Source organism: Exiguobacterium sp. s26 (assembly GCF_018618235.1).
Taxonomy (GTDB): Bacteria; Bacillota; Bacilli; order Exiguobacteriales; family Exiguobacteriaceae; genus Exiguobacterium; species Exiguobacterium chiriqhucha.
In genome coordinates, this window is record NZ_JACSLS010000001.1 from 294,336 (window position 1) to 313,063 (window position 18,728).

The 18,728-nt window shown below is 53.0% G+C and carries 16 protein-coding genes and 1 other RNA gene; 13 read left to right on the plus strand and 4 right to left on the minus strand.

The genetic code is table 11. The features are described from left to right. Positions 1–29: 29 nt before the first annotated feature. From smpB to KNP82_RS01495, 6 genes are all read left to right on the plus strand, one after another. Positions 30–500, plus strand: coding sequence for an SsrA-binding protein SmpB (gene smpB / locus KNP82_RS01470; RefSeq protein ID WP_029595066.1), 471 nt, complete (start codon positions 30–32; stop codon positions 498–500). A 49-nt stretch (positions 501–549) separates the two neighbouring features. Next, positions 550–905, plus strand: a transfer-messenger RNA (tmRNA) gene (gene ssrA, locus KNP82_RS01475). 127 nt (positions 906–1,032) lie between these two features. Continuing rightward, positions 1,033–1,188 carry a hypothetical protein gene (locus tag KNP82_RS01480; protein ID WP_029595067.1) on the plus strand — a complete coding sequence of 52 codons (156 nt, stop codon included), beginning with the start codon at positions 1,033–1,035 and terminating at the stop codon, positions 1,186–1,188. 189 nt (positions 1,189–1,377) lie between these two features. After that, positions 1,378–1,986 carry a hypothetical protein gene (locus KNP82_RS01485; protein WP_029595068.1) on the plus strand — a complete coding sequence of 203 codons (609 nt, stop codon included), beginning with the start codon at positions 1,378–1,380 and terminating at the stop codon, positions 1,984–1,986. 71 nt (positions 1,987–2,057) lie between these two features. Then, positions 2,058–3,017, plus strand: a complete 960-nt coding sequence (locus KNP82_RS01490) for an HNH endonuclease signature motif containing protein (protein ID WP_029595069.1) — start codon at positions 2,058–2,060, stop codon at positions 3,015–3,017. Positions 3,018–3,193: 176 nt separating this feature from the next. Continuing rightward, positions 3,194–3,841: a hypothetical protein gene (locus KNP82_RS01495; protein ID WP_131472350.1), complete on the plus strand. Its 648-nt coding sequence runs from the start codon at positions 3,194–3,196 to the stop codon at positions 3,839–3,841. 47 nt (positions 3,842–3,888) lie between these two features. On the opposite strand, the gene KNP82_RS01500 is transcribed toward KNP82_RS01495, so the two are convergent. Continuing rightward, the gene (locus KNP82_RS01500; RefSeq protein WP_058764098.1) at positions 3,889–4,080 is read right to left on the minus strand and encodes a hypothetical protein; all 192 of its coding nucleotides are present in this window, start codon (positions 4,078–4,080) and stop codon (positions 3,889–3,891) included. 139 nt (positions 4,081–4,219) lie between these two features. On the opposite strand from KNP82_RS01500, the gene KNP82_RS01505 reads away from it, so the two are divergent. Further along, complete coding sequence (locus tag KNP82_RS01505; RefSeq protein ID WP_214826843.1) at positions 4,220–5,632, plus strand: NAD-dependent epimerase/dehydratase family protein; 1,413 nt, start codon at positions 4,220–4,222, stop codon at positions 5,630–5,632. A gap of 75 nt (positions 5,633–5,707) precedes the next feature. On the opposite strand, the gene KNP82_RS01510 is transcribed toward KNP82_RS01505, so the two are convergent. Continuing rightward, positions 5,708–6,361 carry a hypothetical protein gene (locus KNP82_RS01510; protein WP_058764094.1) on the minus strand — a complete coding sequence of 218 codons (654 nt, stop codon included), beginning with the start codon at positions 6,359–6,361 and terminating at the stop codon, positions 5,708–5,710. A gap of 218 nt (positions 6,362–6,579) precedes the next feature. Here KNP82_RS01510 and KNP82_RS01515 point away from each other — a divergent pair, with 218 nt between their 5' ends. Then, positions 6,580–8,136, plus strand: a complete 1,557-nt coding sequence (locus tag KNP82_RS01515; RefSeq protein WP_214826845.1) for a SulP family inorganic anion transporter — start codon at positions 6,580–6,582, stop codon at positions 8,134–8,136. Here KNP82_RS01515 and KNP82_RS01520 read toward each other — a convergent pair. Together KNP82_RS01520 and KNP82_RS01525 are read right to left on the minus strand one after the other, a co-directional pair. Then, complete coding sequence (locus KNP82_RS01520) at positions 8,133–8,462, minus strand: YolD-like family protein (RefSeq protein ID WP_214826847.1); 330 nt, start codon at positions 8,460–8,462, stop codon at positions 8,133–8,135. The genes KNP82_RS01515 and KNP82_RS01520 overlap by 4 nt on opposite strands. Then, positions 8,459–9,754: a Y-family DNA polymerase gene (locus KNP82_RS01525; protein ID WP_029595076.1), complete on the minus strand. Its 1,296-nt coding sequence runs from the start codon at positions 9,752–9,754 to the stop codon at positions 8,459–8,461. Before KNP82_RS01525 ends, KNP82_RS01520 begins: the two co-directional genes overlap by 4 nt. Positions 9,755–9,990: 236 nt before the next feature. On the opposite strand from KNP82_RS01525, the gene secA2 reads away from it, so the two are divergent. From secA2 to trhA, 5 genes are all read left to right on the plus strand, one after another. Continuing rightward, positions 9,991–12,360: an accessory Sec system translocase SecA2 gene (gene secA2, locus KNP82_RS01530; protein ID WP_035385651.1), complete on the plus strand. Its 2,370-nt coding sequence runs from the start codon at positions 9,991–9,993 to the stop codon at positions 12,358–12,360. Position 12,361: 1 nt separating this feature from the next. After that, a complete protein-coding gene (locus KNP82_RS01535; protein WP_029595078.1) occupies positions 12,362–13,183 on the plus strand; it encodes an SLAP domain-containing protein in 822 nt (273 codons plus the stop codon). A gap of 291 nt (positions 13,184–13,474) precedes the next feature. After that, complete coding sequence (locus KNP82_RS01540; RefSeq protein WP_051627701.1) at positions 13,475–16,213, plus strand: bifunctional 2',3'-cyclic-nucleotide 2'-phosphodiesterase/3'-nucleotidase; 2,739 nt, start codon at positions 13,475–13,477, stop codon at positions 16,211–16,213. Positions 16,214–16,420: 207 nt separating this feature from the next. Beyond that, the gene (locus KNP82_RS01545; RefSeq protein WP_029595080.1) at positions 16,421–17,863 is read left to right on the plus strand and encodes a carbon starvation CstA family protein; all 1,443 of its coding nucleotides are present in this window, start codon (positions 16,421–16,423) and stop codon (positions 17,861–17,863) included. A gap of 95 nt (positions 17,864–17,958) precedes the next feature. Next, positions 17,959–18,630, plus strand: a complete 672-nt coding sequence (gene trhA / locus KNP82_RS01550) for a PAQR family membrane homeostasis protein TrhA (protein ID WP_029595081.1) — start codon at positions 17,959–17,961, stop codon at positions 18,628–18,630. The last annotated feature ends 98 nt before the right edge of the window (positions 18,631–18,728 follow it).

An 18,728-nucleotide genomic window follows, 5' to 3' on the forward strand; every position in this document is an offset into this window, starting at 1 on the left:
TCCATATTGAAGTAAAGGACTGAATGTCTATGGCCAAGAAGAAAGATTCGAACGCGCTCGCGCAAAACCGAAAAGCGTCCTTCGATTATGCGATCGAAGATACGATTGAAGCCGGCATGGTGTTGACGGGGACCGAGATTAAATCGGTGCGCCAGTCGAAGATCAACATCGCCGACGCGTATGTGCGCTTTGACGGTGGCGAGGCGACGCTTCACAACTGTCATATCAGCCCGTTCGAGCAAGGGAACCGGTTCAACCATGAGCCGCTTCGTGTCCGAAAGCTATTGTTGCATAAGAAGCAAATCAATCAGCTCATCGGCGCACAAGGGCGTGACGGATATACGATCATCCCGCTCAAAGTGTATCTCAAGAACGGCTTCGCCAAATGTCTCCTCGGCATCGGGCGCGGGAAGAAGAAGTATGACAAGCGCGACGACTTGAAGAAGAAAGACGCGAAGCGCGACGTCGACCGGGCACTCCGGGACCGGCAAAAATACTGACAGCGAGACCTGATTGTGGTATAGTTGTTGTAGTACCAATTACCACCTCGGGGACGTTATGGATTCGACGGGGGTAGGTCGGTCGTATGTGGCGTGTCGAGGGGTCGGCCTCGTTAAAACGCAAACGCCTATAACTGGCAAAACTAACACACAACTCGCAGCAGCCTAAGTGCCCTGCGGATCCTGACATCCATCGCTTGTGTGGATGATTATCAGGGTCTCAAACTAAGCAAGCTACGCTTCAACCTCGCCGTCTGAGGGCGCGAAGAAGAGATGAATCAGACTGGATGCGACAACGCCTGTTTATCGGCAGTGTCACATTGAGATTCAATAGATAAACTACACACGTAGAAGCATGCGTTACGATGCCTTCGGACGCGGGTTCGACTCCCGCCGTCTCCATTTTTAAGCAGTCTGCAACGACTGCAATCAATGATTTTTAATGAAGACCTTCTAATTTCATTGAGATTAGAAGGTCTTTTGATTTTTATGGAACAACTCAATCACAATGAAATGAAAGCAGGTGAATCAAATGGGAAAATATCAATTAGATACGAAAAGTAAAGTGGCTGCTGCCAAGTATCAAGATGGCAAAAAACCAGCTATTTCGAATAAAAAAGATAAAATCAATCAGATTCGAGAAGCATATTTGCAGAAGCAACAAGAGAAGAAAGAAGCTGGGGAATGATCAGGAAACATTATAGCAAAAGGATTATTGAGTGTTTGCTCAATAATCCTTTCTTTGTGAATGGACAACACCATTATTTGGACTTTTAAACGGAATCAAAGGATTGAATATTGCTTTGTTGAATATATACTATGAGCTGTTTTTGAAAAAACGTCACGAGAATATATAACCATCATAGGAGGAATCCTCATGTCAAAAAAATCTACGGAATTAATTATCAATGGAGTCAAGAAGTATGGTCCGGCAGTAGGAAAGTTTGCACTTGAACATAAAAAAGAAATTGTTGGAGCAATTGGTGCATTTGGTGTAACGGAACGACTTAAAAATCGTTCGAATAAAGAATCGAATCCTAAAAAACCAAAAGACAAAATCATGCATCCTCGAAAGAAGAGATATCAATATTATTTAACAGAGGTTGTTCCTGCATTAAACACTCAAAATCGAGACGAATTGTTCCAGTATAAGATGGAAGTGGAGCAATGCATTCAACAAATCAAATTCGAGCAGGCGCATGACATCGTCATCAAAAAACAGATTCATGAGAGTCGGATAAAAGAGTGGGATGCAATCTTGTCTCAAATCGTGAGCCAGATGACTGTAAAAGATTATATGGAGTATCTAAAGCTCTTTAACAATCCTGATTATCAAAGTGAGTACTTTAAAGACTTTGAAGGAGATGTTGAGAAATTTAAAAAGCTAAATACTGTCGAACAGTATGATACGTTAGTCCATTATATCCATGAAAAAACAAATATCGATATAGAACAAATCAAAAAAGAGTTTTCGGCTCCTGTTTGATTCACCTTGATCCGTTCTTGTTCCTCATTCGTTATAATCGATGATGTAACGAATGAGTGGGGGTGAGGTCATTGGGGTGGGATTTAAGTGTTGCTGAGGCAAAAAACGTCTACTTAACAGAAACTGACTTATGGCGCTATACACAACAATTTTTAATGAATGCGACACATACGACGACGTACAAGCATATGCTTATGAAGGCGTTGCTCGAATGCACGACCGAACTAAGTGATTCCGGTGTAGTGACGTTCCAGCAAATTTCAAGACACGTGACGAAGATGTATTGGAATTTGATTGTGAAACACGGATTGCGACAAGTGAATCAACTTGAGAAATTGAGCTCGGTCGAAAAAACGATGCTCACGTTTCAAGCGACACATGAAATTCCGTCCACTTGGAACTTTGATCGTCTGCCGGTTCAGCAGCAACAACAATTGATTCGAAACGTGAATCAGTTCTATAAGAAGTACGTGTACGGATCGTTCTATACCTCGTTCGAGGGAACCGTCTATTCATTCAATCGGAAAGAAGAGTGGGTCAAACTTGTGCCGAGCTACGTCATCTTTTTTGAGAAATATAAACGGGTCTTGATGAATGTTACGAATTATCAACTCGCCGTCTTTCTGGAAAAATACAATACACGCGAAGCGATGGAGCGAATCTTGAACAAAATCGAATTCGTCTCGGCTCGTCAATCGCTCGACGAGTTCAAACAAATTTTGCTGAGCCATGGTCATTCCGTCTGTTTTTATTGTATGAAGCCGCTCAAACAGATCCATGTCGACCATTTTATCCCGTGGTCTTACATACAGAATGATGTTCTATGGAATTTTGTCCTCGCTTGTCCGACTTGTAATACGAGCAAGAACAATCGGATGGCGAAGATTGATTATCTTTACGCTCTTCTGGAACGAAATCATGAGTTGCGCGTGGCAGAACAGATGGAGACATACAAAGAAACGAAATTGATTCACCTGTATGACTATGCGGTGCAGAATGGGTTTGAAGCCAATTGGGCACCGAGGGCATAGGTTTGTGGGATAGGTGATGTTCAAAAATTCGGGACCTTAGAAAACTAGAAACTCATTACCCTTAAAACTATACCTTTGAATAAAATAAACCCTTCCATAAATTGTCTGATACACTGATAGAAAGAAGCTGAGATACTTTTTTGGTGGTACATAGACGGTTTAGAGGAGGTATTGGTGTGGAGCGCTTTTGGAAATGGGCATTAATTGCGATTGGGGTGCTTGTCGTCGGGATGGGAGGCCTCGTTTTTGTGTTCAATCAGTCGATGAAGTCCGACCCCAATGAAGAAGCAAAAGCAATCCAACTCGCTGAGCCGTATGTAGCGGAGCGTTTCGACAATGCCGAATTGACGACAGAGGTCACGTTCGACAACATGGGGAATTTCCCGTTCGAATATGCGGCAACCGCAGTTGATTCCGTGACAGGGACCGAGTTTTTCGTTTATGCGGATGAGACGACAGGGGAAGTCGTCGACACGTTCCTGGCATCGAAATGGGAAGATGACGTGACGGATGTCATCGAGGATTCGGTCATGACGGCGTTTGGCCGTGATGTCACGTACGATGTTTTTTACGATGAAGTAGCCGTACGAGAACTCGACAACTCGGCTGCGAACCCGCTCGCCTATAAAACGGCCGACGTCGTACCGACAATCTTGGTGACGATTCATCGGGAGCCAGCATCCGGAGACGAGGCACTCGTCCGCAGCTGGATGGCAGCGCTACAAGAGAGCGACATGTTACGCCATGCGGATGTTCATGTCGACTATGTCGCTAAAAACGGGGAGATCCTTAATGACGGTACTCCATTAATTCTATCGTTCTAATGAAAAACACTTTCTGCGCGCAGGAAGTGTTTTTGTTCAATCCATGGTCACCACAAGTTAAACAAATCCGCCACAATCGCATCACTGCCGTCTTGGAACATGAACAGGCCGAGGGCGATCAACAGCCCTCCAATGACGAGTGTGCCGAACCGCATCAGTCCGTTCGTGTTCTTTTTGAATATACCGCGCACCACGAGCCATCCACCGATCAATAGCATCAAGAAATACCAAAATCCCATAGCCATTCCTCCTCCGTCTTTAGTTGGCTTTAGTTTACATAATTTTTCCAGTACATACTGTAGGGCGCGGGACTGATTTAACCTCAGCCCAAGACGGGTACAGTACCTTTATGTGCAAATGAAGGGGAGAGTGACCACTATGCGGAAAACCATCGTCATCGCGGGGGCGAGCGGCTATATCGGCTCGAACGTGATGGACCATTTAAAAGAAGAATACGACATCATCGCCTTATCTCGTTCGACGAAGAACAAAGAAGACGAGGACCACATCACGTGGCGGTCGTGTGACTTGTTCTCGTATGAACAGACACGTGAGGCGTGTGAGGGGGCGGACTACGCCATGTTCCTCGTCCACTCGATGATTCCGGACGGCGGGCTGACGCAGGCGACGTTCGAAGACATGGACGCGCTCATCGCCGACAATTTTGCCCGAGCAACGAAAGCAAATGATATCGAACAGATCGTCTACTTGAGCGGGATCATTCCGAAAGAGTCGAAGACGTTGTCCCGTCACTTGAAGAGTCGGCTCGAAGTCGAACGGATTCTAGGTGGGCAAGGGGTGCCGGTGACGACGATTCGGGCCGGACTCATCATCGGTCCAGAAGGCTCATCGTTCCCGATTCTCGCGAAACTTGTCAAACGGTTGCCTGTCATGATTCTCCCGAACTGGACGAAGACGGAGACGCATCCGATTGATTTGCGTGAAGCCGTCCAGGCGCTCATCTCGGTCGTCGGGGCCGAAGCGCTGTATGACCATCATATCGATATCGGTGGACCGGAAGTGATGACGTATCGCAAGATGATTGAAGATACGGCTGACGTCATGGGCAAACGTCGCGTCATGATCGACTTCCCATTCCCGACGATCAAGCTGTCCCGCCTCTGGGTCATGGCCGTCACAGGTGAACCGAAAGACACCGTCTATCCGCTCGTCGAGAGCATGGGTCACGCCATGGTCGCAAAAGACACGACCGGCGTCAAACAAGGGGAAATCCCGTTCAAGGAAGCGGTCGATCACGCGCTCGAGGAAGAAGAGAAACAGAAGTCGGGCGGCAGCAAGAAGAAAAAAGCGCCGCAACAGTATACCGTCCGCTCGATTCAACGGTTCGGCCTGCCTGAGAACAAGTCGGCGCTATGGATGGCCGACACGTATTTCGAGTGGCTCGGCCGGCTCGCGTACCCGCTCATCCAGACGACGAAAGAGGACGATGACTGGGAGATTGCGCTCCTCCGACCGTCACTCGTCGCACTCCATCTGTCGCTCGAAGACGAGGCGACGGACGATATGGCCTCTTATGAAATCGATGGCGGGTTGTTTGCGAAATTGAGTGAGGATGACAAGACAGGCCGACTCGAGTTCAGACGGCTCCCCGAGTCGGACGAAGGGCTCGTTGCCATCCATGAGTTCGTACCGGCGCTGCCGTGGTGGTTCTATACGAAGACGCAGGCGAAAGCCCACCTCGTCGTCATGTGGCTGTTCGGCCGTCACGTCCGTCTGCTTGGTGAAGATGCGGATGAGGGCGATCAAGTCGTCGAGGCACCGACCAATTAACGAAGACGCATCCATCGCGTGATGGATGCGTCTTTTAGATTCTTTAAATTTTTTCGTACAAGCGCATAGTAGTACTCATTTTATTTTAAGAATTTTCGAACCAACTGTATGACTATCTTTACCGTCTTCGACAATTAAATAAATATGTTTTGCTCTAAATGGGGTCATCTGTATGAAGTTAACCAAGCTTTCGATTGAAAATTCAGGTCTGGTGTTCAATACAGGTGAGAATTGAAAGGTAGTGACACTGAAAATTAAAGAAATGCCTGTATAGTCTTTCATGGATTTGTTTTTAATATTGCTTTTTGTTCTCTCCATATAGGTTGCCATTCTATCTTCCAAATTCTCATAACTTCTTAAGCGTGAACTCCACACTCCAACCTCATTCAAAGCCTTAGCGATTTCTACCTCTTGCTCTCCGTCTATGTAAGAACTCACTTCGTATTTTTCCTCAACACCGTCAGGCCGTAAAACCACAAAATCGTAATTTTGATTTCCTATAATGATTTTGACTTTTGCATCTGCAGGAAAATAGGGGGAAAGTGAAAACACGTATGCTGGAACAAACTCTTCTTGAAACTCCTTAAACCAACCTTTACGTAACCTTGAAACTGCTAAAGCACGCCGATCACGTTTTAGAAGTTCAATTATTTCTTTGAAGTAACTATCCATTTCACTTGGAGAACGGTACTTTGAAAGGTCTTTTAGAATGTTTAGCTGGTTTTTCATAAGTAAATCCCTTTCTTGATTAATATTATTGCCGATATGTCCAAACAGTTTTTCTCATTGTATATCAATTCAGTTCTATACGTTTTGATTATAAGTAAGATTATTATCTCGGTTTGTTTTGTCGATTATGTTAACGTTTCGCCAGAGTCGTTTACAAAGGATACATACAGGCGTAAACTGAACTCGTTTTCGACCTCATGGAAAGAAGGAATGCAAGAATGGACAACTTCATGACACCACGCCAAAGATGGCAGAAAGACATCTCGGCCGGGATCACCGTCGGGGTCGTCGCCGTGCCGCTCGCGATGGCGTTCGCGATTGCCTCGGGGGTCGGACCGGTGTACGGCCTGTACACGGCCATCATCGCAGGCATCCTCGTCAGCCTGTTCGGAGGCTCGACATTCCAAATCGCTGGACCGACCGGCGCCTTCATCCCGATTGTCTCGGGCGTCATGCTGGCGCACGGCTACGAAGGGTTGCTCGTGACGACGTTCCTCGCCGGGATTCTATTGTTCCTCATGAGCGTGCTCCGTGTCGGACGGCTCATCCGCTTCATGCCGCGCGCTGTCACGATCGGCTTCACTGCGGGAATCGCCGTCGTCATCTTCGTCGACCAGCTCGACGAACTGTTCGGCATCACGTTCGAGAAGGCACCGCACTTCCACGAGAACTTATTAACGCTCGTGACGTCGTTACATGAAGCGAGCTTATGGCCTGTCTTCATTGCCGTCATCGGTTTCTTGACGCTCTGGCTCGTACCGAAACTGCCCGTGAAATTGCCGCTGTTATTGATGGCGATGCTCGTGCCGACGTTCGTCAGTCTCGTCGTCCCAGGAGAAGTCGCGACAATCGGCAGTGCCTATGGCGGCATCCCGAGCGGACTGCCGGAGTTCAACTGGCTCGCAATCGACCTCGATTTGATTGCGACGCTCATGCCATCGGCGTTCGCCATCGCCTTCCTCGGGGCGCTCGAGTCGCTGTTGTCGGGTGCGGTCGCGGACGGCATGGCCGGTACGAAGATGAACCCGGACAAAGAACTGTTCGGGCAAGGGCTAGCCAACGTCGTCGTCCCGTTCTTCGGCGGGATTCCGGCGACCGGCGCCATCGCCCGGACGGCGACGAACATTCAAGCCGGGGCCGTCAGCCGCCGCTCCGGCGTCATCCACGGATTGACGGTGCTACTCGCCGTGCTCGTGTTGGCACCGCTCGCGAGCTATGTCCCACTGGCCGCACTCGCCCCGATTCTAATGCGCGTTGCTTGGAACATGTCGGAGCGGCACCACGTCTTCGAGATGCTCCGGCATCGGTCGGCCGAGTCGCTCGTTTTGCTCGTCACGCTCGGGTTGACCGTGTTCGTCGACCTCGTCGTCGCCGTCGAGGTCGGGGTCATCTGTGCGCTCGCCTTGTTCGCGAAACGGATGGCCGATACGATTGACGTCCGCGAACAGACGGAACGGTACGTGACGCGCGACGGACAGGTCGTCTTCAGCGTCGAGGGGCCGCTCTTCTTCGGCGCGATCGAGATGTTCGAGCACGTGTTGCATCATATCCATAACGAGCCCGATGTGTTCATCTTCAACTTCCACCGTTGTCCGGTCATCGATGTGACGGCCGTCGAGGAGATTCGCCGCGTCGTCCGGGAGTTGAAAGCGGCCGACCGTCGTGTCGTCTTCGCGCACTTGTCGGCACCGGTGCGACAGACGCTCAAGCATTATGGCGTCCTCGACCACGTCGACACGTTCGAGACGACGCAGGAAGCGATTGACGCGTCTTAACGGACGGACAGAATCTGATCGAACGGGATACGGCGCACCTCGGTGTCGAACAGCTCGACTTCACGTTCGGCGTAATAGATGGCGTGGACGTAGCCGCGCACCGTATGGGTCATGCCGTTGTCGAACAGCGTCAGCTCGACGGCATCCCCTTCACGGATGGCGCGTTCGAGCTCGGTCTGCCACAAGTAGAGCAACTGCTCATCTAAGTCGGGCAGCTCAATCTTTTGGACGTGGGCGTAATATTTCTTCAGGAGCGCCACGTGCTCGGGCATGAGGAACGGGATCCATTTCAATTCACCGCGGTCTTTGTAGCGGGTCTGGCTCATGACGATTCACCTCCTTGTTTATGTCCGCCGATGAGGCGTTGCCGCGTCCGAAGCGGACTGTCTTTCAGTAAACTCGATGCCGGCCGGATCGTGCCGCGGCCGAAGCGGACGTTCAAGCTGTCGACGAGGTCGAGGAAGTCGAACCGGCGTGCCCGGGCCCACTCGTCCTCGAAGAATGACAGTTGGACGTGGTCGCTCCTTGGCTCGAGCTTACCGAGGGCGACCGAGACGTAACGGACCGCCTCTGTCTCGTCCCAGGCGTCGAGGAAGAGCGTCAACAACACCGGCAAGAACTCGCGCTCGTCCGCTGTGAAGCGGGCGAGCTTTTTTTGTTTGCTGAAGCCGCGCCGCTCGCTCGTCCGGGTGTAGCGGACGCCGAGATGGACACTGCCGCCGACGAGTCCGGCCTGTCGCGTCCGCATCCCGACCTCGACGGCGATAGCCTGCAAGACGAGCCGGATGGCCGCGTACGTCGCATAGTCTTTCATGAGCGTGATGCCATGGCCGATCGTCCGGGGACGCTGCCGCTTCGCCCCGAACAGGGAGCTCGGCGGGAGGATCGTCGGCGACTCGTCGATGCCCCAGGCGTGGTGCCAAAGCTCGGCGCCGATGACGCCGAACTTCTCATGGAGCGTCTCGAGCGGATAGCGGGCGAGGTCGCCAATCGTGTCGATGCCGAGCCGCCGGAGATGGACTTCCATCTTCGCACCGACGCCCCACATCTTGCCGATCGGGGCCGGGTGAATCAATCGTTCGACATCGTGCAGGAAACAGCTGGCGACACCCGTCTTTTTCCCATGCAAGTCGAGGACGAGCTTGGCGAGGACGTTGTTCGGGCCGATGCCGATCGTGACCGGGATGCCGGTATAACGGAAGACGGTCGAGCGGATGAGCCGGGCGACGTGTGCATCGTTCCCGAACAGCCGCTCCGTGCCGGTCAAATCGACGAGCGTCTCATCGATTGAGTAGACGCGGATCGCCTCCGGGGGTGCGAACTGATGCAAGATGTGGACGATTTGCACGGATACGTTCAAATAGTGGCTCATCCGGGCCTCGGCGTAGATGATGTGCCGCCGCTCGTGCCACGGCAACCGGTCGATGTGGAAGCGCCGGGAGCCGGTCTTGATGCCAAGTTGTTTCATCGGCGGTGTCGCGGCGAGGACGAGGGCGCCGTGATCTTGGAGGTTTGATAAGACGACGAGCTTCGTCTTGTACGGGTTCAACTTGCGGGCGGCGCACTCGCAACTGGCATAGAATGAGACGCTGTCGATACAAAAAATCCGACGTCGCATAGCCACCTCTCCTTTTTACGAACAAACGTTCTGTTTTTGTCATCGTATCACGGTCTCACGCCGTCTCAAATAGAAAAATGAAAAGAAATTTTGAAAAGAGTAAAAAAAAGGATGGCTGATGCATGAAATTCCATCTTTTTGGGATTTACCAAAATAAAAAAACGAGTCGGAAACAAAATCCGGTATAATAAGAGGGTAGCTAGACAAATATGGTTTCTGACGATGGAGGCTATCCTGTGATTGATTTTGTGAAGCAATTGACCAATGATCAGGCACGACGATTGAAAACCTATAAGAAACAAGTCGAACGCATCAACGCGTACGAGGAAACGATGCGCGCTTTAGACGATGAGGCGCTTCGCCAGTACGCGCTCGAACTGAAACAGCGGCTCACGGACGGTGCGGACGTCCGCGCCATCACGGAGGAAGGGTTCGCTCTCGTCCGCGAGGCATCCGTCCGGACGATTGGGCTCCGTCACTATGACGTCCAGCTTATCGGCGGCCTTGCGCTACTTGAAGGGAACATTGCCGAGATGCCGACCGGGGAAGGGAAGACGCTCGTCGCGGCATTACCGGCATTCGTCAAAGCACTCGAAGGAAAAGGCGTCCATGTCATCACAGTGAACGATTATTTGGCGCAACGTGACGCCGAACAAATCGGCAAGATTCACACGTTCCTCGGGCTTACGGTCGGGTTGAACGTGCCGGAGATGGAGCTCCCTGACAAACAAGCGGCGTATGCGGCCGACATTACATACGGGGTCGGGACCGAGTTCGGGTTCGACTATCTTCGGGACCACTTGGTCGGCTCGCCGCAAGAACGCGTGCAGCGTCCGTTCCATTTCGCCTTGCTCGATGAAGTCGACAGCGTCTTGATCGACGAGGCGAAGACACCGCTCATCATCGCCCAGAAGGACGAGTCACACGTCCGCCTGAAACGGCTCGCCCAAACCGTGTTCGGTCAATTGACGGAAGACGACTATACGGTCGACCTCGAGGCACGTGCCGTCATGTTCTCGGACAAGGGTATCGAAAGAATCGAGGCGTTGTTCTCGGTCGACAACTTGTTTTCCGCCGAGCACCACGTCCTCTATCACTACATGATGCAGGCGCTCCGGGCGAACGTATTGTTCGAGCGGGACGTCGACTATATCGTCCAAGAAGGCAAAATCGAGTTGATCGATTTGTTCACGGGGCGGGTCATGGAAGGACGCAGCCTGTCGGAAGGCCTCCATCAGGCGCTCGAGGCGAAAGAACAGCTCGACATCACCGAAGAGAACAAGACGACGGCTGAAATCACGATTCAACACTACTTCCGGATGTATCCGCTCCTCGGTGGCATGACCGGGACAGCCCAGACGTCACGCGAAGAGTTCATGAAGACGTATCAAATGGACGTCGTCCAAGTGCCGACGAACCGGCCACGTCTGCGTGAAGACTTGCCGGACCGCGTCTTTGACACGATCGCCCATAAATATGCGGCGGTCGGACAAGAAGTGGCGGCCATCCACGCGACGGGACAACCGATTTTGATCGGGACGACCTCGATTGCCCAGTCGGAGGCCGTCAGCGAACAGCTCGAGCGACAAGGCATCACGCATGAGCTGTTGAACGCGAAGACGGTCGCCCAAGAAGCCGAGATTATCGCCGAGGCGGGACGGCTCGGGCACGTGACGATTGCGACGAACATGGCCGGTCGCGGGACCGATATCGTCTTAGACGAGACGGCGCGCGAACGCGGCGGCTTGTATGTCATCGGGACGGAACGACACGAGTCGCTCCGCGTCGACAATCAGCTCCGCGGCCGGTCGGGACGACAAGGCGACCCGGGCATGTCACGTTTCTTCGTCTCGCTCGAGGACGATCTCGTCAAACGGTACGCCGCCGAGCGCTTGAAACGTGTCGAGCACAAACTGAAGCCGGACGAGCACGGGGAGATTCGCCATAAGGAAGCGGGCGACATCATCGAATACGCCCAGACGACGATTGAAGGCGTCGGCGTCTCGGTCCGCGACTACATGTTCAAGCTCGACGACGTCTTGAACGAGCAGCGCCGCATCATTTACTCGATTCGCGACGAGGCGGTCGACGCCAATGCGACGGCCATCTTGAACAACGTGCTCGCGATGATGCGACTCGCGCTCAACGAGACGCTCGACCGTCATATCGACGCCGAGCTCGTGCCGGAAGAGTGGGCGAAAGACGCCTTGCTCGAGGACTATATGTATTTGACGCAACAGGCACCGACATGGGACGACGAGGTCGGGGACAAAGACGAGTTGAAACGAGCACTCGCACCATGGATCGACGGCATCGTCGCGATGGCAGAACAGCGGATCGAGGGTTATCCGGAAGTCATCGCCTTCGCGCGGCAACAACTGCTCAGCCACCTTGATATCCGCTGGACGAACCATTTGACGACGATGAACGCTTTGAAAGAGGGCATCGGACTCCGCAGCTACGGCCAGGAAGACCCGAGCCGTCAGTTCGGCAAGGAAGGGCTCGAGATTTTCCAAGAAACGTATCTCGATATCGCCCGCGACGTGACGATTCAACTGTGCCAGTTAGATGTATACTTTGCGCAACGGGAAGAGGAGGGGCTGTGACATGTTCGGACTGTTGAAACGAAAGAAAGTCGAGACGATCATCCGCCAAGACGACGAGCGGACGCTCCGCCTCGTGTTCGATGAAGGGATGGACATTTCGAAAGAAGATGAGTATGTGTTCCGCTATCATGCGACGACGCTGCCGCCGCTCGCGGACAACCAGCTGTCGATTGAACTGCTCAGTGCGACGAAGAACCCGGGCGGCCTGTCCGTGGTCGCCTTGTTCCGCAACACGGTCGCGACCGAGTTCTCGCTCGACGAGATCCCGGTGCTCTTGTTGAACGAACGCCGCGAACCGCTCGGCCAGAAGATGCTCAGCCGGATGGACTTGCCGTCGTTCGAAGCGATGACGAGCAAGCCCGTCTATCTCGACTTCTTCGAGGAGGAACTGTTCACCGATGTCGACGAACTCGACACCGAGTCGCTTCAACTCGCTTTCCAAATGAACCCGACGGCACCGCTCCAAGACGTGACCGACGCCGAACGGGACGCGTTCCCGGACGTGGCATGGCACCGCCTGAAGCGGATGAACATCCTCAGCCGTCCGGTCGCCGAAGGTCAGTTCGATTTGTTGCTCGTCCATCTCGACGTGACCGACACGGAAATCGGCGCCTCACTCCTCGTCCGGAACGGTTATGCCGAGCAGGCGCTCCAAATCCCGCGTCTCCCGCTCGAGTTGATGCAGCGAGACGAGGTCGTCGGCCGAGCCGATGCCGTGCTCGCCGAGCCAATCTTGCCGAAACACGACTATCCGCTCCACGTCCGCTTCCCGAGACCGGACGGCGACAACGACGGACCGATCTCGATTCGCATCCATTCGTGACGATATGACCATCCCCGATACGCGTTGGGGATGGTTTTTTAGGTCTAATGGACTGCTTGTGTGAAGTCTAGCCTCTGTACAAGTTCGTGCAAAAAATCGCGTGATGTGAAGTCGTCTGTTCGGTTCTATCATACGGATTCGGACCTTTTCCATGTTCTCGGAAAGTCGTCTAGGACCAGACCTTTCTTTACCAAATTTTAAAGGAAATAGGGCGTAAGATTCATTAAAATGGAGAGGCCGCTATGGTATATTTAGTCCGCAATGCACACCACATGAATGGGGAGAAAAATCATGTCTAAATTTACGAAGATGGCCATTGCTACGTCGCTCATCGTCCCAACACTCATCCCGCTCCAACACGCGGCAGCGGAAGACGAGGACGTCGTCAAACTGCGCTTCTTGGAGACGACCGACCTACATACGAACATTACGAACTACGATTACTTCCAAGACAAAATCGACAACACGATCGGGTTGACGAAAGTCGCGACGTTGATTCAGCAACATCGCACGGACGCCGGCAAGCCGAACACGTTCCTATTCGATAACGGGGATACGCTTCAAGGGACGCCGTTCGGGGATTACGTCCGCGAGCAGCATCAGAAGACTCCAGGCCCGTTCGAACATCCGATGTATGAAGCGATGTCGGCGCTCGAGTTCGACGCCGTCACACTCGGGAACCACGAGTTCAACTTTGGGCTCCAGTTCTTGTATGACGCGATGCAAGGGTCGAAGGGCAAGCTTCGCTTCGTCAACTCGAACGTGAAGGACTTGTCAGGCGAACCGATCGTATCGAAATATAACGAAGATGGACAAGAAGTCCAAATCATCGAACGCCAAGTCGTCGATGGGGACGGTGAGACACATACGATCAAAGTCGGTGTCTTCGGGGTCGTCCCGCCAAAAATCATGTCGTGGGATTCAGGGAACCTCCAAGGCAAGGTGACGGCAGATGATATGGTACCGGCAGCAAAAGCGGCCGTCGCCAAATTGAAAGCACAAGGCGCAGACGTTGTCGTCGCGCTCGCGCACTCAGGGATCGGGGAAAGTGCGGCACTTGCGGATGAGCAATTAGACGGGGAAGAGAACGTCGGCTACACGCTCACGAAAATCGAAGGGCTCGACATGGTCATGACCGGTCACCAGCACGGCCGTTTCCCGGACGCGAACGGCATGTTCAAAGATTTCCCGCATGTGAACATGGACAAAGGCACAATCAACGGCAAGCCGGTCGTCATGGCGAACAACCAAGGGAAAGATCTCGGGGTCATCGACCTCGACCTCGAGCTCGTCGACGGCAAGTGGAGCGTGCTCGACGCGAACGCGAAACTCGACACGGTCAAGGCGGACACACCGGTAGACCCGACGATCGCCTCGCTCATCGATGCGGACCATAAGGCGACAATCGAATACATCAACCGCCCAGTCGGTGAGATTCAAGACGATATCCAAAGCTACTTCGCGCTCGTCCGTGACGACGCATCGGTCCAGTTCGTGACGAACGCGCAGAAATGGTACGTCGAGAGAGAACTCGCGACGAACCCAGAACTCGCGGCATATAAAGAGCTTCCAATCCTCTCGGCGGGGGCTCCGTTCAAAGCCGGTAACCGTCAGTTGACGGACGCGAGCTATTACACGAACATCCCGAAAGGCTCGATCGCGTTAAAGAACGTGGCCGACCTGTACGTCTTCCCGAACACGCTCGAAGTCGTCAAAGTGACGGGTGCGGACGTGATGGACTGGCTCGAGATGTCAGCCGGGGCGTACAAACAAGTCTCGGATACGAACGATGAGTTGCTCAACTTGGAGTTCCGCAGCTACAACTTCGATATCCTCGACGGCCTCACGTATGAGATTGATGTGACTGGTCCTGCCAAGTTCGATATCGGTGGAACACTGAAAAACAAAGATGCGAACCGCGTCAAGAACGTGAAGTATAACGGCAAGCCGATCACACTCGACCAAGAGTTCCTCGTCGCGACGAACAACTATCGCGCTGGCTCGACATCGTTCCCGGGTCTCGGTGGCGGGAAGAACATCGTTTACCGTTCAGCGTATGAGACACGGAACGTGATTTCGGACTATATCGTCTCAGGCAAGCTCGAATACAAAGCGGACGACAACTGGAAAATCGTTGCCGACGCGAAGCGGACAGCCAAGTTCGAGACGGCCGATGCCGGCAAACAGTACGTCGACCTGTATGAAGGCATCGAAGCGACCGAGACGACACGTCCGGATGCGGCGAATCGCTTGTTCCGCACATACACGATCGAACTCGATCAAGCGGCAGTCGAACTCGCCCTCACGGTGAACACGATCAAGCCGGGCGCAAAAGCGGTGACAGGGACGACGACACCGAACGCGAACGTCACGTTGAAAGATGGCGACAAAGTGCTCGCGACAGCGAAAGCGGATCAAGACGGTGCGTATACGCTCGTGACGAAACCGCTCAAGCTCCGTCAATCGCTCACCATCGTCTCTGAACTCGATGGCGCTTCGGTCACGGAAACGAAAGTCGTCGGTGCTGGCTTCGTCGGCACACCGGCGCTTGCGTCGAAGTTGACGTACGCCAACACGAACGTCATTACCGGAAAAGCGACACCGGAGACGAAGTTGACGCTCAAGCGTGACGGCAAAACGATCGCGTATGCGACGGCTGACAAGAACGGATCGTTCGAATTCACGAAACGGGCCGGCTTCATCTATGGCGACTATGAAGTCGTCGCCAAAGATGTGACGGGAACGGTCGTCAAAGCGAAGGCGTTCACGCTCAAGAAAGCGGCCATCGCGACACCGAAGAACACGAAAGGTGTCAAAGCCGGCACGAAAGCAATCATCGGGAAAACGACACCGGGAGCCGTCGTCGTCTTGAAAGACGCGAAAGGCAAACAAGTCGCCAAAGTGAAAGCGAGCTGGGCCGGAACGTATACATTCACATTCAAAAAAGGTCTCGCCAAAGGAAGCTACGCGGTCATCGCGAGCGACTATACGGGCGCAGGGGCGAAGCAAGCGAAGTTCGCCTTGAAATAAGCGATTCAACCGAGACGGCGTCCTGCGGGGCGCCGTTTTTTCGTGTTCGAAAAAGTGTCAAAAAAATGAACGAAACCCCTTACAAAAAAGTGGTAACTGCTGTATAATCAGTCACGTAAGCGTTTACATTATACGTGTAAAACAACGGGATTCATTTTTCGGGGCCGACGGGGATCGGCTACATATGCACAAAAGGGGACAGCACACATGATTACATTCTTTATTGCCTTGGCGATTTTATTCGTCGGGTACAAAGTGTACGGCAGCTATGTCGAGAAGACGTTCGGCATCAAAGAAGAACGCACGACGCCTGCCTATGCGTCACAGGACGGCATCGACTACGTGCCGATGGGGAAAAAACGGAACTCGATGATTCAGTTGTTGAACATCGCCGGCGTCGGACCGATTTTCGGACCGATCATGGGGGCGCTATACGGACCGGTCGCTTTCCTCTGGATCGTCTTCGGGTCGATTTTCGCGGGAGCGGTACACGACTATTTGACGGGCATGATCTCGCTTCGTAACAACGGAGCGCACTTGCCGCAACTCGCTGAGAAGTTCCTCGGCCGCTCGCTCCGCCACGTCGTCAACGGGTTCGCACTCTTGCTTTTACTCTTGGTCGGGACAGTATTCGTCACGTCACCGAGTAATATGATCAACAACTTGTTCGACGGCAATGCGACGACGCTCACGATCGTCATCTTCGCCGTGTTCGCCTACTACATCTTGGCGACGCTCCTTCCGGTCGATAAAATCATCGGACGCATCTATCCGTTCTTCGGGGCGCTCCTCATGATCAGCGCCGTCGGGATCGCTGTCAGCCTGTTCGCACAAGGCTACCAGATTCCAGAGATGACACTCACGAACATGCATCCGGATGGCTTGCCGATTTGGCCGCTCCTCTTCTTCACCATCTCATGTGGGGCGTTGTCTGGTTTCCACGCCACGCAGTCACCGATCATCTCGCGGACGACGATGAAAGAAAGCAATGGCCGTGAAATCTTCTACGGCATGATGATCGTCGAAGCGGTCATCGCCATGATTTGGGCCGCGGCAGCCATGGCCATCTTTGAGCCAGGCGAATTGCTCGGGTTGATTCAAACGGGTACACCGGCACTCGTCGTTCAAGAAGTGGCGACACTCATGCTCGGCAGCATCGGCGGCACACTCGCCATCCTCGGTGTCATCGTCTTGCCAATCACGTCAGGTGACACGGCATTCCGTAGCGCGCGGATGATTATCGCCGACTACATGAGCATCGCGCAGAAGAAATTCTCGTCACGCCTTTGGATCGCACTTCCACTCTTCGTGATCTCATACGCGCTCACGAACATGGACTTCCAGGTGCTCTGGCAATACTTCAACTGGGCCAACCAGACGACGGCGGTCATCGCCTTGTTCGTCGGGGCGATGTACTTGTACATCAAAGGGCGCAACCACTATATCGCGCTCATCCCAGGGACGTTCATGTTGTATGCCGTCTGGTTCTACATTTTGACGGCACCGATCGGCTTCAAGATGGATGGGGTCATCCCGTACGTCATCGCCACCATCGGGACGATCACGTTGCTCGTCTTGTTCCACATGCGCGCGAAAGCGATGCGAGCACAAAATATGGAATGTGACGTTCCGGTGAAGGAAGTCGCATAATTCACAGACATGGGTCGCTTCGGCCCATGTTTTTATTTGCGTTGAAATCGGGAAATGACCATACTAGAGGAATAGATTTGAAAGGTGGGACCTGAATGGATCAAGAGAAGCTAAAAGACATGCTCCATGCCGATACGCTTGGAGAAGAGATTGCGAGCGCCATCACCCACGGGCTTGGCGTCATCTTCAGCATCGTCGCATTCGTTCTGCTTGTCATGACGGCAACCGAGACGGGAAGCACAGGTAATGTCATCGCGGTGAGCGTGTTCGGGGCATCGATGATTTTACTGTATCTGTTCTCGACACTCATGCATGCGATTCCGCACCCACGGGCGAAGCGCGTGCTCCAAGTGTTCGACCATGCCGGGATTTACTTACTCATTGCGGGGAGTTATACGCCGTTCGCGCTCGTGTCGCTCAAAGGGACGCTCGGCTGGACGTTGTTCGGGATCGTTTGGGGCGTCGCCGTGCTAGGTATTGTCTGGAAGTTGTTCTCGACGGGGAAATACATGTGGGTGTCGAACGTGACCTATCTCGGCCTCGGCTGGATTTGTCTCATCGCCATCCGCCCGCTGTACGAGTCGCTCGGTCATAACGGCTTCATGTTGCTCCTCGCCGGAGGGATCGCCTATTCGGTCGGGATCATCTTCTACGTATGGCAGAAGTTGCCGTTCAACCATGCGATTTGGCACTTGTTCGTCCTAGCCGGAAGCGTGTTCGTTTTCCTTAGTATCTTGCTCTATGTGGCACCGAATACGGGCCTGTGAAACGGACGTCCTGCGGGGCGTCTGTTTTTTCTGAATAGAGGGAAATGAAATCCTGAAAACGATTACAAAATTACAGACGAATTGACGTTTGTATGTCA